This window comes from Pirellulales bacterium (genome assembly GCA_036499395.1).
In the GTDB taxonomy this organism is placed as follows: Bacteria; Planctomycetota; Planctomycetia; order Pirellulales; family JACPPG01; genus JACPPG01.
Genome location: DASYDW010000119.1, coordinates 1 through 15,275 on the forward strand (window position 1 = coordinate 1; position 15,275 = coordinate 15,275).

Genomic DNA, 15,275 nt, shown 5'->3' on the forward strand with positions numbered 1-15,275 from the left:
TGAGATATAACCGAATGTTGTGGACGGGTTAGTTGAAAAAGGCGGCGTACTTGGGTTTGAATTTGGTTGCTTAAGACCCAATTCCCCCGGAGTACGCCACCATGGCTGAGAGTATCAATTCGACGTTGTCGTTGCCAGTCGCAACGTCTCGCGATGTGCTGACCGACATCCTCCGTGACGGCGCTCAGCGGCTGCTGGCTCAGGCGGTCGAAGCCGAAGTCACTGAGTGGATCGACTCGCACGCGGACCTGAAGAACGCGGGCGGCCATCGGCAGGTGGTTCGCAATGGCCATCTGCCGAAACGCACGATTACCACGGGCGTCGGCCCAATCGAGATCGAGCAGCCACGCGTGCTTGATCGACGAACAAAAAGCGAAGCAGAACCTTTTTCCTCGAAGATCCTTCCTCCATACCTGCGCAAGACCAAGAGCCTGGAGGAGTTGATCCCGTGGCTGTACCTAAAAGGCGTCAGCACCGGCGACTTCCACGAAGCCCTGACAGCGCTGGTGGGTCCGAACTGTCCCGGCCTGTCGGCCTCGACCGTCACACGACTGAAAGCCTGTTGGGAAGACGAATTCCAGGAGTGGAATAAGAGGTCCTTGGAAGGGAAGCAGTACGTCTACCTGTGGGCCGACGGCGTGCATTTCAATATCCGCTTGGAAGAAGAGCGGCAGTGCATCCTGGTATTGATGGGTGCCATGGCCGACGGCCGCAAGGAGTTGATCGCCGTGGTCGATGGCTTTCGCGAGAGCGAACAGTCGTGGAAGGGGCTGCTCTTGGACGTGAAGGCGCGGGGCCTGGTCGTCGATCCGAAGCTGGCCACCGGTGATGGTGCGCTGGGCTTTTGGAAGGCGCTCTCGCAGGTCTTTCCCGCCACGCGCGAGCAGCGCTGCTGGGTCCACAAGACGGCCAACGTACTCGACAACCTTCCCAAGCGGTTGCAGCCCGAGGCGAAGGAGAAGATTCACAACATCTGGATGGCCGCCACGCGAGCCGATGCCGATAGGGCGTTCGACTTATTCGTGGCAACCTACGAGGCCAAGTACCCCAAGGCGACGGGGTGCCTCTCCAAGGATCGCGACGTGTTGTTGACCTTCTATGACTTCCCCGCCGAACAGTGGATCCACTTGCGGACGACCAATCCCATCGAGAGCACGTTCGCCACGGTGCGCCTGCGGCATCGGCGGACCAAGGGTAGTGGCTCACGCACCGCATGTCTCACGATGGTCTTCAAGCTGATGCAATCTGCTGCCAAGAGATGGCGGCTGCTGAACGGCTCGCAACTGCTGCCCGAAGTGATCGCCGGAGTTCAATTCATCGATGGAATCAAACCCCAAGCAACCGCCGCCTGAAAACTTCCTATCCACAACTTCTTGCAATATCTCCTTAAGCGTCGGTGAACGGCTCACCACCAAGGCTCTCCCGTGGGCACTCGTTTGGCTCGTCTGTGCCATTGCCGCCAGTATTTCGACCGCTCATTTTATGCGCCGGTGGATCGAGATACCGAGCATTCGCCTGGGCAAGCGTTTGAAGATCGGCTGACAATCTTTGTTTGGCATTCGAATCCACGACGCTCCTTCTAAGCACCGTAAGTTGTCTCAACGCGGTTGTTGGGCGCGACCCTGTTACTGCGCGGCTGCCACCGGCCTCGCATACCTTTCCTTTGGGGTCGTTAACTGCGATTGTGGACCACAGACCGCCGATTCCGAGAGGGCGTTACATCGCGCGAACTTGCAAAAATTTGGGCAACTCTGTCGATTTCCAGGCGTGGTCTCAGCGTGGCACTGGAGTAGGTGACACTGAAGGCTTAGAAAACCTGCGGCTTCCTGCCTGTCCCTACCCCCCTCGGTATCTCCAACTATCTTCGTTTCCCCCTTTCCGGGCCTGTAATTCCTGGCCATGATAGGGAGAATCGGTCACCGCGCTGCCGCGGCGTTCTACCCTTTCCCGATATCACTTCCTGCAATGCGGCATCGCACCACCCGCCCCTTGCCGAAACACGCCCTTTCATGCTCGCTCCGGCACCGGGGGACCGCGCGCCGGCTTGGGCTTGAGTCGCTCGAGGACCGAACCTTGCTCACCGTCGCGGGGGGCATGGCATTTAATACTCCCGACTCGCAAACGGTCGCGGTGTCGTGCTCGATCGCGGGCGCTGCCGTCACGGCGACGGCGTCGAGTAATCTTGTCGCCGATCCGGCGATCGAAGTCGATCCGCTCGGCATCGCCAGTCCGGCGGATTCCGTCGGCGGCGGCGCGTCGAACCTGGCGGCGCCATTCTCGCCGGCGAACATCTCGCAGGCGTACGGCTTCAACGACATTTATCTTTCCGACGGCCAGGGGGGATTCATCAAGGGGGACGGCGCCGGACAGACGATCGCCATCGTGATCGCGTATCAACAGCCCAATCTCGCGGCGGACCTGCACGCGTTCGATCAGCAATTTGGTCTGTCGGATCCGCAGTTGACGATCTGCAACCAGACGGGCTCGACCGCCACGGCTACGCTTCCCAAAAACGCCACCGGAAGCTGGGGCGTCGAAGCGTCCTTGGACGTGCAATGGATTCATGCGCTGGCCCCGGCCGCAAATATTCTGGTCGTCGAAGCGAGTTCGAATAGCAGTACGAATCTTTATCAGGCGGCCGACACGGCGCGCAAGGCCGGTATAGGTAGCCTGTCGGCGCTGCCGTATACCACCGTTGTTTCGATGAGTTGGGGCATTGCGGACTTTGCCGGCGACACCAACGGTGGGCTATTCACGACGCCCGCCGGAAAAACAGGCGTGATGTTCGTGGCCGCCAGCGGTGATGCAGGCACGGCTGGTCAATACCCCGCCACGGACCCTGGTGTGCTGGCCGTGGGGGGCACGACGCTTACGATCAATAGTCAAGGAAACTACAGCGGCGAGGTGGCTTGGAGCGGCAGTTCCGGCGGCTTTAGCTTCAACTCAGTTCCGTCGTATCAGCAGGGAATCCAACCGTACGGCGCCCAAAACAGCGGCAACGCACGGATGACGCCGGATGTCGCCTTCGACGGTGACGTTAATTCGGGTCTGTACGTCTATGATTCGTTCGACTATCCGAGCGCTCCCTGGCGTGAGGCCGGTGGCACTAGCGCCGGAGCGCCCTGTTGGGCTGCCCTTCTGGCGATCGCCGATCAGGCGGCAGGTCAAAGCGGACCGCTGACGTCGAGTCAAATGCTGACGCGAATTTACGCCGCTTATTCTACGACGGGCCCGACCTATGCGTTTCACGATGTGACATCGGGCGCAAACTCCAGCTACTCGGCCGGGCCTGGCTATGATCTGGTGACGGGCCTGGGAAGTCCGCGGGCAAATGTTGTTGTCGCGGCGCTCGCCGGAGTCAGTCAGACACCCATACCCAGCGCACCGGCGGGCAACGTTAACACGCTTGTCCCCACGTTCCAGTGGAGCGCCATCGGCGGTGCTACGGGATACTATTTTTCGCTCATCGATGCGACGACGCACGCCACGGTTGCCAATCAGTTGCCCGTAAGCGGCACGACCTACATGCTCGCGACAGCGCTAGCCAATGGCGACAGCTATCAATGGACGGTGCAAGCCTATGACGCCTCGGGAGCGCTGGGCCCGGCCAGTAGCTCGGTGAGCTTCACGACTGCGGTGGTGGTGAACCATGCGCCGACGGGCACGAGCACGACCGTTTCGACGCCGGAGGACACCGCTTACACGTTCGCGACGAGCGATTTCGGCTTTAGCGATCCGGGCGACAGCCCACCGAATAACTTCCTGGCGGTGTCGATCACGACATTGCCCACAGTCGGCAGCATTCTTGACAACGGGACCGCGGTTACGGCAGGCCAACTGATCCCCGTGGCGGACATTTCACAGGGGCTGTTGAAGTTCGTCTCGTCCGTCGGCGCCATTGGCACGCCCTACGCGACATTCACGTTCCAGGTCGAAGACGATGGTGGCACGGCCAACGGCGGTCACAATCTCGATCCTGTGCCCAAGACCATAACGATCGATGTGATCGCGCCGCCACAGGTCACGCAAGTCCTGGTGGATGGCACGGCCTGGTCGACGGGCTTTCTCGCTGCAGTACAGAGCGCCGGTGACGGAAACGGCGGGTACGCAATTCCGGTTGGATCCGCTGCGCAGTTGCAGACATTGCCGTGGAGTAACCTGAATCAGATTCGCATCGTCTTCAATGAAAGTGTTGACGTCCAGAAGGAAAGTCTCACAGTAACGGGCCTGACAGGTTCGTATTCCTTCAGTGGATTCAGTTACTCATCCACAACATTCACCGCGGTTTGGACGTTGTCGACGCCGCTGGGGGCCGACAAGCTGACCATCGACCTGCAATCGAGCGGGCCCAATGCCGTGACCGACACAACGGGGCATGCGCTTGATGGCGAATGGTCGAACCAGACGAGCAGCTATCCTTCGGGAAACGGGCAGCCGGGGGGGGATTTTCAGTTTGCCTTCAATGTATTGCCGGGCGATCTCAATCAGGATGGCATTGTCAATGCACAGGACCTGGCTTTGACGTCGTCGAATTGGCTTAGTTCCCAGAGTTCCGGCGACGCGAATGGTGATGGGATTGTCAATGCTCAGGACCTTGCCACGGTCTCGTCGAATTGGCTGGCCACATTGCCGGCAGGCGGCGGAGGGATGGACGCAGCCGACGTGATGAGTTCAGCGCTCGCCACGATAAACGTCGTGTCAGTGTTACAGGCCCCCATCATCGACCTTGATCCGCAGTTGGTTGCCGACCATGCGCAAGCCTGGCGTGCTGCGCAGTTCGTATTGCTTCATATCGGACCTATCAAGCCGATCGAGCCGTTGCCCAGCGCAGCACCAGGCATTTCGGCGACGAGCAGTACATCGTCACCAGCGAATACGTTCGTAGGGCCCGTTTTGCCTGTGAGAGCACAAGGTACCGTTACGACCCACACAGCGGACGCTGCCACCGTCGGCAACAGTGATTTCTCAATTTCGGCCGATGGGGTGGACCGTTCGCGATCGCTGGCGGCGATTGACTTCCTGATGACGGCCGAAGCGAGCGGCACTTCGCGCGACTGGCTGGATGACGCGATGACAGAGGACGGCGAAAGCCTGCTATCGCGCAGTCATTCAAAGCATTCCTGGGGCGCGGTTTGACCGAGAGTCTTCGCTGGCTCGGTTCTAAGAATCCCTCGCTGACCCGTATGGTGGCGTCGGGCCGACGGTTTCTTCCGGCATGTAGAAAAGCTGGGAAGCTCGCTGGACAGAGGTGATTGCGAGCCAACATTGTCCGCCGGTTTGGCGATGCGTATAGTTTCCATAACCCACTGTTGTATATGTGGTTGTGGCGAGATGTTGTGCTCGACTTCAGGCGGAGTGGAAGGCCGGATTCCGGACTCAGTCGAAAAGGCGGAATGCCGCGAAAAGCCCGAGGGATGTTGTCGGGAAATGCCCCCCAGCGGCGTATAGGTAATGAAGGCACGAAACTTTGGCCGTCGAAGTGCGCGACCGACCAAGCGAGTTGCTGAAACCAAAACGCTTTCGTTTGCTCAGACGCATTGATCGGACCGAAGTAGAGAACGGAATTTCCATGACAAGACATTTCCAGGCAACAGGGACGCTGCCAGCTCTGCCAAAGCGATTTTGGCTGTCGGCTCTGATGGCGCTTGCCGCTTTGGTGCCGGGCGCGGCGGAACGCTCCCACGCGGACGTCACGATGACGTTCGAAGGTCTGCACGATCTTGAGCCGGTGCTCGACTACTACGATGGCGGGTCCGGCGGCACCAATTGGTTTGCTCAAATGTGGCCTACGAGCAAGACCGACGCCAATGGGCAGAACATACATGACTACAATCCGGCCACGGGCGGTCCTAACTATGGCATCTCGTTCAGCGACAATGCCCTGGCCGTGATTTCTGGCGCAGGCGGCATCGGAGATTTCAGCAACAACCCTTCGGGCGACACCGTTGCTTTGATCGCACCGTTTGATGATTCGTTTGGGAATGCCGGCGTCACGATGACGATCTGGGCCGGCTGGTCCAACTCCACGTTTTCCTTCTATTACAGCGGCTTATCCACTCCCGGCACAATTGTCTCTATCTATGACGCTGTGGGTGGTCCGTCGGGAACAGGAAGCGTTATCGCGTCGGAAGCTCTGCCTGACACTCAGGGAGATTCCGACAATGTGTGGACGGAATTCTCCTTGCCCTTCACGGGAACGGCCTATTCGATCTACTTTTCCGCGCCGATAGGAGCAGACAATGTGTCGCTCAGCGGCATTTCGATTCCCGCGGATCCCCTGAACCAAGAGAACGCCGTGCAGCCCGTGCCCGAGACGTCCGCGATCGCGATCTGGTCGGTTCTGCTGTCGGTCGGGATCGCCTGGTTCTCGCGAGAAAAGACGGCATCTCTCTAGTCGTCTCGTCGCCAAGACTCGACGATTGCCGCCCGCTGATTTCGCCGCGATCGGTCCGCCGCGTAGCGGGCAATGGCCTTGCAGCAGGGATCGCTGGCGATAGGCCGGTCGGCTTCGAAAGCCGCGCGATTTGCTGGCACGCGAATGCCTGACGCGTTCACAATGCCAAAGATTCGAAGCCTAGGATTCGAGTCTCGCTCGCTGGCGAACCTCTCGGGGAGATAGCCCCGTATAGCGCCGGGTCAACTGGTTGAGATGGGCGCTGCTGCCCAGCCCGCACTGCAGCGCGACCTGGCTAATGGGCAGGCTGCCCTTGGCCAGAAAGCTCGACGCAAGTTCGAACCTGGTGCGACGAATCTCTTCCATGATCGTGCGCCGCAATGCGCGGCGAAACCGTTGTTCCAGCGCGCGACGAGAACTGTGGACGCTCTTCAGGACATCGCGCACGCCGATGGGGCGGTGCGCATTTTGACGAATGTATTCCACGGCCTGGCGAACGTTAACATCGGCCGTTGCCAGGCTATCGGTCGAAGCGCAGCGCAGAACCTGCTGCGGACTCAGCGCGACGTGGCGCGACGTGCCACCACCAAGCATATCGGCCAACAGCGCCGCCGCCTGCAGGCCGATGTTCTCGCAGGGTTGTTCTACGATCGATAGCGCCGGACGCGACATCGACGCGATATCCAAGTCATTGCCTGGGGCGATCACGGCCAGGTCTTCCGGCACGACGATGTGCGACTCGCGGGCCAGTTCGCAAAGGTTGGCTCCCCACCGGTCGCAGGAAACGAAGAGTCCCGTCGGGCGCGGCAATTTCAGCAGCCAGTCGGAAATGGTCGCCTGGAAGCCGTTATTCATTTCGTCGCTCGTAGCCGGTAGGCACAAGACCTTTGCCTCAACCTCCTGCCGCCGTGCCTGCTCGACAAAGCCGCGCCGCAGCGATTCCCCCAGCTCTCCCTGCTGGTAGAGGCAGGCCAGGTGATCGTGTCCTGACTGGTGTAAATGCTGTGCGGCTAGCGCGCCGGTTTTTTCCGGATCGCAGAATACCGCGCCGTGGTCCGCCGCGAGCGGTCGGCAGCCGGCCAGCACCACGGGTCTGGAACGATTAAAAACGCTCTCGGCCCAGGCGGGGTCTTCGGTGACACAGAGTATCCCGTCAACGTTTGACAAGTAGCCTTCGTCGAGCGGGCTGCGATCGACAAAGCACCAGCGCAGCGACCAATCGGCGCGCTGCGCCGTGTAGCGGCTGACGCCCAGAACGATGGGACGCCGGCAACCGTTGACCGTCTGCAGAACAATGGCAATCTGTTTCCGTCGCATTAATCAGGATTCTTCGTGATCAAATCCACTTCTCCACGCCGCGTCACGCGCGGTCGCCTAGGACTCTCGCGACCGGGAAATCGCGCTCAGGGCGACGCGCCGTAGATACCGGCAATAGTCGTTGCCCCCCCAGGCCGAGAGCTCGAGTAGCTGCTCGGCAGTGATCAGCCCGCGCAAGAAGGCAGCTTCTTCAACACAGCCGATGTTCCGTCCTCGTTCGTTCTGCATCATTTCGACGAAAACGGCCGCCGAAAGTTGAACCTCGTGCGTGCCGATATCGAACCATGCGGATTCCGTATCCAACTGCACGACTTGCAGGCCGCCGCGGTCGAGATAAGCTCGGGAGATGTCGGAAAGCGTAACGCGATCTCCGCGGCGAGAATGCAGATCGGCGGCGATTTGCGGCAAGTGCCGGTCGAACAAATAGAAACCGGCGATCGCGGCGCTGCTTCGCGTCGACACGAGATTCGACACGATCGAAATGGGGTTGCCGCTTGGATCGAACTCTACGACGTCGTAAGGCCGACGAGCGACCAATCCCTTGGTGAAAATGGTTGCGCCGTCCGGTCGCAGGGCAGCTTGCAAAACAGCCAACTCGAAACGCGCCCCGTAAAATAGCTGGTCGGTCAAAATCAGTGCAACGTTTTCGTCGCACAGGAATTTTCGGCCGACTTGGAAGGCGTTTGCCCGGATCGTCGAGCGCGTGGCGTAGTCGATTCGCAGCCCTAATTTTGCCCCGTCGGCCAGTAATTGCTGCAGCCCGCGTATGTCCTCGCTGGTGGAAATGATCAACACCTCGCGGACGCCGGCCATGATCAATACCGAGAGCGGGTAGTAGATCATCGGTTTGTCGTAGATCGGGACGAGCGACTTTCCGAAGGCCGCGGTCACGGGATAGAGGCGCGTACCGGCACTCTGCGCCAGGATGATCCCTTTTTTGAAGTAGCCTTGACCGTTCATTTCTCGTCGCTTGGCTGACGATGCTCGCCCAAACTATCCCTAAAACAACCGATAATGGGCTGTCGCGGAGAACCGCAAAGTCTGTAGCCGGGGTCTGCGACCCCCGGAGCGCCATTGTGAGGTCCCAGCCTCGAAGAGGCCGGCTACAGACGACGGCACGCAGATTCTCAACTTGGCAATTCTGCTGTCCCTAGGGCATCTTGCTCCTCCGCGCTGGGCGTGCGCGGCGGCCTTGTCGCGCAATACAAAGACCGGGGAGAGGAGCACGCCACTGCCGGGCAGAACCATTGCGCCAATATGGGTTTGCCGCCGAGCTGTGAGGCGCGAAACCCTCTCAACCTTTAAGAGCGATTTTCCGCAGGAGAATCGGACGCGGCGCAGAAAGAAAAACTTCCGTTTCGACGGATCGCTAATAATTGCCGCACGTTAGGTCGCGCAGCGGATCCCGCGAAATCGAGTCGAGTCTTTTTCAGAAATTGTTTTTCGACTTACTCGTGTCAGGAATCGGGACGCCGGCGCGGCGGCTTACTGAATGTTACTGTGGCATTTTCGCTTCGTAACTTCGATTCTCGGTTTGCCATTCCGGTTCGGCCAGCACCTCGACCGGTGGGCCGTCGAGCGCTTGGTCGATGTCGTCGTCGGTCAGCCGGTAAATCAGGATTGAATACCCGATTTCGTCATCAGGCTCACGGGCTCGCAGATAGCTCGCCAGCCGACTAAATCGCAGTCGTTCGTACAAGTCGAATACCTTGTCCCAAGTTTCAGGCGGCGCGATGCGCGCCAGCTGTTCCCGGCCGGCGGCATTTTCATCCAACCGCAGATAGGTCCCCAGATCTTGTCGTACCTGTTGATAGGAAGTTTCGTAATCTACGTTCCAGCGTCCGGGCGGGCTGATCATGAAGCACTGCAGCATCGTGGCACTGATGATGTACGTGCCGCCGGTCAACGGCTCCGGAACGTGCGGCTCTCGGTGATAGGGAAACGACGGTAATCGCCGCGGCTGAATGCCGTAGTACTCGGGATGCGAGCCGCCAAAGAACGAGAAATACAATCGGCTCGGATCGCGTGTGTCGGCCGGATGCCGATCGAGCCAGCTTTTGAGCTGTTTCAAATCCTGGCTCCAATCAAGCGAGCTGTCACCGAGGTGCCGATAGCTCTGGGTCGGCCCTCCCGCGACGACGTTGAAGTAGGCCAGATAGTCCGGCCAGAACCATAGACATTCGGCCACCAAGGCAAACAACGCGCCGACGAGCACGACGCTCGCGAGTGACGCCAGGAGACGCCTGCGCGGAGCTTCGGCGGGTAGGCTGCTTGGACCGTCGGCAGACGGCGCTCGATTGCCTGGCGCGTTCAACCACCAGGCCGCCGCTCCGGCCAAGATCATCAATGGTGGATAGGTCGGCAGGAGGTGCCGATGACCGATATTCAAATGGCTGGTCAGTGAGAATAGCCAATAAACGCAAAACAGCACCAAAAGCGGGGAAAGGTCATAGAGCAATTTTCCCAGCGAATGGGGCGAGGCTTCGGATGGATCGCTACCAGTTGGCCGATTGAAAATGAGTGCCGCGATGGCAAGCACAACCACGACGAACAACTCGAGCGGCGTTTTGTAGGCCAAACAGTAAGGAAAGAAGCTGAGCCAACCACGCTGGCGAAACGCGCCATTCAAATACGCGGCGCGCTCATCCGCCGTATGCAGCGTGTGCGAGAATCCATACAGATAAGCCTCGGGCAGCAGGTGATGGTCGCGCGAGAAGCCGATGACGTCGTTGACCGTACGCGACTTCGTCTTTACAGCCTCCCACGATATTTCGCGCGATGGCGGGCCCAGGTCGGGTTTCAACAGCGAATAGCGAAAGCCGAACGAGGCCCAGATCGACCATGCCACGCCGAAGACCAGCAGCAACCCGATGCCGGTAAACAATGCCAGTTGCGCCAGGCGCCCTTGAACCTGGCGAACGCGACCGATCGCGATAACTGTAGGCGCGGGGTTCAATAGACGCACGACTAGCAGCAAGAGACCCATGGGAACAATCATGGGCCCGGAGAATTTCACAAGAAAAACGCCGGACAACGTAAACCAGCTCAGTAGCAGAGTTACTAGTGAAACCCTGTGCAACAGGCACCACAACGCACCGACCGCGGCCGCGAAGAACAGTGCCGAGGCCATGTCAGCCAGGATCAGAAAGCCGTTGGCCAGCATGGTCGGTGAAAAAACGAAAAGTGCCAGGCTCAGTAGGCCCGCCCGCGCGCCGAATAGCGCGCGCGACCAACAGTAGATCACGATGCCCAGCAGCAGAGCAAAGACCGATGCCATGATGCGCCCGGCTAGAAGCATGCGATCGACGTCGTGCCCCAGGCCGTAACAGAACTCTTCGGTATACCTCCACTCGCTCAGGTCGCGCCAGGCGGGTGAATCGATCGAGGGGAGTTCGTAGCCGGCCAGCCACACGGGTAGCCCACACCAGTGCTGCGGCCAGTTGCCGCTCGCCGGTTGTACGCGATAGTCACCCGTGTCCCAGAAGCTGACGCCGCCCGCAAGATGAATGCCCTCGTCGCCGGTTTGTGATTTGCGACACGCGGCCGAGATACCGAGCGCCAGGTAGCACGCCAAAAGTGCGACAACGGCGAGCGCCGCCTTTGACACGTTCGATGAGCGTGCGGTATTCGGCGGCGGCGCGTGCGGCACGGCGATCACCCCTTGTCAGCGGCCGGCGGTTCCGGCCGGCTGCGGTCGCGCGGCGTAGTAGCGCAGGGCTCGTTCAACGCCCTCGCGAAAATCGATTATGTGCGAGAAGCCTAATTGCCTCTGGCGAGTCGTGTCTCCGCCTCGCGCAAAAACACCGGTCGGCTGGTTGGACAAGCCTTGTACATCGGGATGATAGCCTAGCGCGTACGCCGCCACTTGGGCGAACTCGATAAAGCTAGTAAAAATGCCTGTCGACAGATTCAGAGCGTCGGCGTCGTCGATCTTATCCATGGTTCCGAGGATGCCATCGATGCAATCCTCGATGTGGATAAAATCACGCATCTGCGTGCCTGTGCCCCACACGTTCAGCACTTTGGCCCCTTGATGCTCGATGGCACGCTTGCAGATGCTGGGAAAAGGATAAGCGTCATCCTGATCCTCACCATAACCCGAGAAGGGCCGATAGCAGATCGATTTCAAACCGTGCTTCTCGTACGCCAGACGTGCCAGGTACTCGCACGTCAGCTTCGCCCAGCCGTAGGTCATGTCGGGCATGCCGATATCGCCATCGAACGAAATCATGTCCTCTTTCAGCAGGACATAATGATCGGCACGTTGCAGATTGATTGGGTACGCAGCGCTCGAGCTGAAACAGACATTTTTACGGGGCCGCGCCCGCTTCGCCCATTGCCAATATTGAGCGTCGATGGCCAGATCATCGGCCACGGCAAGCGGATTATTCTCGATCATCAGCCGGCCGCCGACCATGGCAGCCAGGTGAAAGGCGTAGTCAAAATCCGTGTCGGCGACGCGCTGAAACCAGCTACGGCAATCTTCCTGATGAAAGTGGAAGTTCCGATAGTCGCGCGGATCAAAGAGTGGCCAGCCTTTCGCTGGGGCGATCCCCCCAGTGTCAGCGGCCAGGCAATCCACCACGTGGACTTCATCGCCCGCGTCCAGTAGGCGCCGGACCAGATGCCGGCCGACGAATCCCGCGCCGCCAGTCACCAGCATCTTACGCATGATCGAAATGCCTCCGATAAAGCTCGAACGCCCACAACGAACGGCCAGGCAGATAGGCCATGATCGATTCGGGGTCGCGGGCCAGGTCGCGCACCAGGTTCAGATTGTTTTCATAGCCGAGATATTCCTGCCGCATGTCACGCACCAGGTCGTGGGGGTTGCGCTCCTGATAGACCGACGCCCGGTTGTAAACGACATTCCGTCCCTTGGCCTGCAAGTAGTAGGCGGCCCAGATATCGTCCATCCGGCCGACGTGCGGGAACAAAAAATAATCGCGCAGGCAATGACCGCTCAAGAATGTGTTTTGCGAGTTGAAGGGGGACAGCCGATTAGCTGCGAACGGAAAGACCTCCGTGTCAAACGTGCATTCCGGCGCATGCTCCATGCGGCAAATAGCGTCGATATCGGGATCGCCATTCCAAAAGTCGGCCTGGACGTCGACGGTGATGCTGCGCCGCGATATCCGGCTGTATTCGCGCTTGGCGAGCAGTTGCAAAGGATATCCACGATGCCAAAGGTGGCTATGATTCGTGGCGCCGACCGGGTCGAAGGCGGGCAGGTCGGTCTCGTAATAGTTCACGTCAACGTTTTGACCGACGAGCAGGTTCTGGCCCCAGCCATCCAACGGGATATTATCGTCGTCGACCACCGCGACAACGTCAGCCCCCATGTCATGTGCCCACAACAGCCCGAAGCTGCGCCGTTGAATGCAATTCCAACCGATCGCGTCGGACAATGCCGGGTCGTATTTCTCCTGCTCCTCGGGAGTAACGTAGATCCCGCGCTTCAACCGATAATCGGCGGGCGTTTTCTTGTCGCCAATCACGACCAACTCCCAATCCTCGAACGACTGGAATCGTTCCAGCGCCTTGGTCGGGGGATTGATCGTCGTGGTGACAATGACCTTCTTCATGAAAATGGAATTCCTGCGAGCCGTTGTTCGAGGGGAGTCGAGCCGTTCTTGTGTGCTGAATCTGGTCGGAAGCCGCTACTGCGTCACCGGAATTTCGCTCGCCGCGCGCAATAGGCTCGACTTGCAGGCAAACCGCGATTTTAGGCCGGTGCGGAAGTAAACGAAATTTTGAAAAAAAGTATTTTGAGACACCCCTTCGTGGCGCGCCTTCCAGGCTGCCGGGATTTCGACAACCGGCACTCCCAATCGTAACGGCTTAATCATCGTTTCGAACAGGAACGGATGCCGCAGCTCTTCCCAGCGGATCGACTGGACCAGCCGCGTCGGCATGATGCGAAAGGCGTAGGTCATATCAGACAATCGGGTTCCATACATCAGCGAAAACGACTGTTGAAATACCCAGTTCAACAGTAGCTTGAGTTGCGAATACCCTTCGAACGAGCCACCGGAAATCCAGCGAGACGCGGTGACGATGCCCGCTGGATTTTTTGCCTCCTCCTCGATCATCCGTCGCACTAGGTTCGGGTCCGTCTCTAGATCGCTGGCCATGAGAATTACATGGGTTCCTCGCGCCAGGTCGAACGCTTCGCGAATCGCGCCCCCCAGAAACGGCAGCTTTTGATGATGCACCACGATGAGCGGCCCCAGCTCGCGCACGAGTTCGGCAACCGTCGCCATAGCGTCGGGAGTAGTCCGGTCGCAGACCACGACCAGGAATTCCCGAATCCACGGGCGATTGTCCGCGAGCACGATTTCGACGGTCTGGCGCAGCGAGATCGTCTCGTTCATCACGGGAACGATGACGCTAACCGACTCAAGCTTTGCGACCTGCCGCCAATCCGCCATGCGGAGCTTTCCCCCCGAGACCGTGCGCCCCGATCCGAGGAGCCACTTAAGATGCTAGTCTCGATTCTCGCCAGCGGTCGCGTACGGAACAAGCCCCGGATTTTCGGGCCAAATGCGTGCCGAGGGGGCGAGTTTTCGAGCTTTTTATAGCCGACCCAAGAGGGGGCAATGATCGGCGAAGTAGAACTTGCCCAAGGCGCACCAACGGGCGCTGGTAACTGAGCGTCACTGGCCGACGCGTTAAACGCGGCAAGGTAACTTGTCGCAGCGCCGCAGAACTTACCAGGTGCGGCGCGGTCGACGACGACCCAGGAATAATGCTGTAGCCGCGGCCGAGAGTGCCAGCAAAATGGCGCCCGGTTCGGGGATTTGTAGTGTAATGGTGCCGCCCTCGAATGAGGTACCAGACTGCGCCGTTGGTAATCCAGTCCCCTGTGAATTTCCTTCGTAGGTTCCCCAGGGGCTGCCGGCGATGGGGGCCAGCGTCACGCTGCTGGAAACAAAAGCCGTGCGTTGTACGAGGATTGTGCCCAGCAAGGTCGGCAAGCCGAGTCCGTCGGCAGATCCGTCGCCGGGCCGGCCGGCTTCGCCGTATTGTCGATTGGCTGCCTCGCCGGGGGCGGCTTCGATGATGATACTTTGCAGGTCGTTGGGATTGGCTCCGTAGTCGCCGTTGCTGTATTGCCAGGACATCTGCACTCCGCCGGGGGCGGCGCCGTTCGAGTCGAAGGTGGCGAGTGAGGGATTGGCAGGGTAGTACCCATTCGCCTGTGCGGTCGCTGGATCAAGCCAGCCCGAGGCATTCTGGATCCCTGCCCCCAACTGGATGTTGAAGATCGCTGTCCAGAAGTCTTCGCCCGGCGTTGCCCCGTCAAGCGTCATGCGAAACTCGTATTGCAGGTAGTCGCCGACGGGCGTGGCGGCGCCGTCATTGCCCAGCACACCGAGCGGCGCGAACGAGGCGTCATAGCTTTGCACGTAGCTCGGAACGATCGAGATCGTCGCGGCAACGGCACTCGCTGTGCCCCGAAAGAGGAGCATCGCGAATAACAAGACGGGCCACGTCACGACAAGCCATCGGTGCGAGTTTTTTGCAATCATCGGATGTTGAACCTCGGGCGCCTATTTATTGA

At 59.5% G+C, this 15,275-nt stretch carries 10 protein-coding genes; 3 read left to right on the forward strand and 7 right to left on the reverse strand.

The window, feature by feature from the left end; translation table 11 throughout:
* Positions 1 to 101 precede the first annotated feature (101 nt).
* The 3 genes from VGN12_21640 (at position 102) to VGN12_21650 (ending at position 6,394) form a co-directional block, all read left to right on the forward strand.
* Positions 102 to 1,352, forward strand: a complete 1,251-nt coding sequence (locus VGN12_21640; GenBank protein HEY4312066.1) for an IS256 family transposase — start codon at positions 102 to 104, stop codon at positions 1,350 to 1,352.
* A 721-nt stretch (positions 1,353 to 2,073) separates the two neighbouring features.
* On the forward strand, positions 2,074 to 5,136 hold the full coding sequence (locus tag VGN12_21645) for a dockerin type I domain-containing protein (GenBank protein ID HEY4312067.1): 3,063 nt from the start codon (positions 2,074 to 2,076) through the stop codon (positions 5,134 to 5,136).
* A 433-nt stretch (positions 5,137 to 5,569) separates the two neighbouring features.
* Positions 5,570 to 6,394 carry a hypothetical protein gene (locus VGN12_21650; GenBank protein ID HEY4312068.1) on the forward strand — a complete coding sequence of 275 codons (825 nt, stop codon included), beginning with the start codon at positions 5,570 to 5,572 and terminating at the stop codon, positions 6,392 to 6,394.
* A 180-nt stretch (positions 6,395 to 6,574) separates the two neighbouring features.
* Here the strand turns inward: VGN12_21650 and VGN12_21655 are convergent, their stop codons facing one another.
* The 7 genes from VGN12_21655 to VGN12_21685 all read right to left on the reverse strand — a co-directional run bounded on the left by VGN12_21655 (position 6,575) and on the right by VGN12_21685 (position 15,210).
* A complete protein-coding gene (locus tag VGN12_21655; GenBank protein ID HEY4312069.1) occupies positions 6,575 to 7,711 on the reverse strand; it encodes a substrate-binding domain-containing protein in 1,137 nt (378 codons plus the stop codon).
* Between the two features lie 57 nt (positions 7,712 to 7,768).
* Complete coding sequence (locus VGN12_21660) at positions 7,769 to 8,671, reverse strand: sugar phosphate nucleotidyltransferase (protein ID HEY4312070.1); 903 nt, start codon at positions 8,669 to 8,671, stop codon at positions 7,769 to 7,771.
* Between the two features lie 535 nt (positions 8,672 to 9,206).
* The gene (locus tag VGN12_21665; GenBank protein ID HEY4312071.1) at positions 9,207 to 11,360 is read right to left on the reverse strand and encodes a hypothetical protein; all 2,154 of its coding nucleotides are present in this window, start codon (positions 11,358 to 11,360) and stop codon (positions 9,207 to 9,209) included.
* A 15-nt stretch (positions 11,361 to 11,375) separates the two neighbouring features.
* Entirely contained in the window at positions 11,376 to 12,383 is a 1,008-nt protein-coding gene (locus VGN12_21670) for an NAD-dependent epimerase/dehydratase family protein (protein ID HEY4312072.1), read from the reverse strand.
* Positions 12,376 to 13,296: a hypothetical protein gene (locus VGN12_21675; protein ID HEY4312073.1), complete on the reverse strand. Its 921-nt coding sequence runs from the start codon at positions 13,294 to 13,296 to the stop codon at positions 12,376 to 12,378. The genes VGN12_21670 and VGN12_21675 overlap by 8 nt, the downstream gene beginning before the upstream one ends.
* A 75-nt stretch (positions 13,297 to 13,371) precedes the next feature.
* A complete protein-coding gene (locus VGN12_21680) occupies positions 13,372 to 14,142 on the reverse strand; it encodes a glycosyltransferase family 2 protein (GenBank protein HEY4312074.1) in 771 nt (256 codons plus the stop codon).
* A 279-nt stretch (positions 14,143 to 14,421) separates the two neighbouring features.
* Positions 14,422 to 15,210: a hypothetical protein gene (locus VGN12_21685; protein ID HEY4312075.1), complete on the reverse strand. Its 789-nt coding sequence runs from the start codon at positions 15,208 to 15,210 to the stop codon at positions 14,422 to 14,424.
* Positions 15,211 to 15,275: the final 65 nt, after the last annotated feature.

Bases quoted from the DNA above. Each gene is read 5' to 3' on its own strand.
- VGN12_21680 (HEY4312074.1), bottom strand. From the start codon at position 14,142: ATGGCGGATTGGCGGCAGGTCGCAAAGCTTGAGTCGGTTAGCGTCATC.
- VGN12_21660 (HEY4312070.1), bottom strand. From the start codon at position 8,671: ATGAACGGTCAAGGCTACTTCAAAAAAGGGATCATCCTGGCGCAGAGT.
- VGN12_21650 (HEY4312068.1), top strand. From the start codon at position 5,570: ATGACAAGACATTTCCAGGCAACAGGGACGCTGCCAGCTCTGCCAAAG.
- VGN12_21670 (HEY4312072.1), bottom strand. From the start codon at position 12,383: ATGCGTAAGATGCTGGTGACTGGCGGCGCGGGATTCGTCGGCCGGCAT.
- VGN12_21640 (HEY4312066.1), top strand. From the start codon at position 102: ATGGCTGAGAGTATCAATTCGACGTTGTCGTTGCCAGTCGCAACGTCT.
- VGN12_21675 (HEY4312073.1), bottom strand. From the start codon at position 13,296: ATGAAGAAGGTCATTGTCACCACGACGATCAATCCCCCGACCAAGGCG.
- VGN12_21655 (HEY4312069.1), bottom strand. From the start codon at position 7,711: ATGCGACGGAAACAGATTGCCATTGTTCTGCAGACGGTCAACGGTTGC.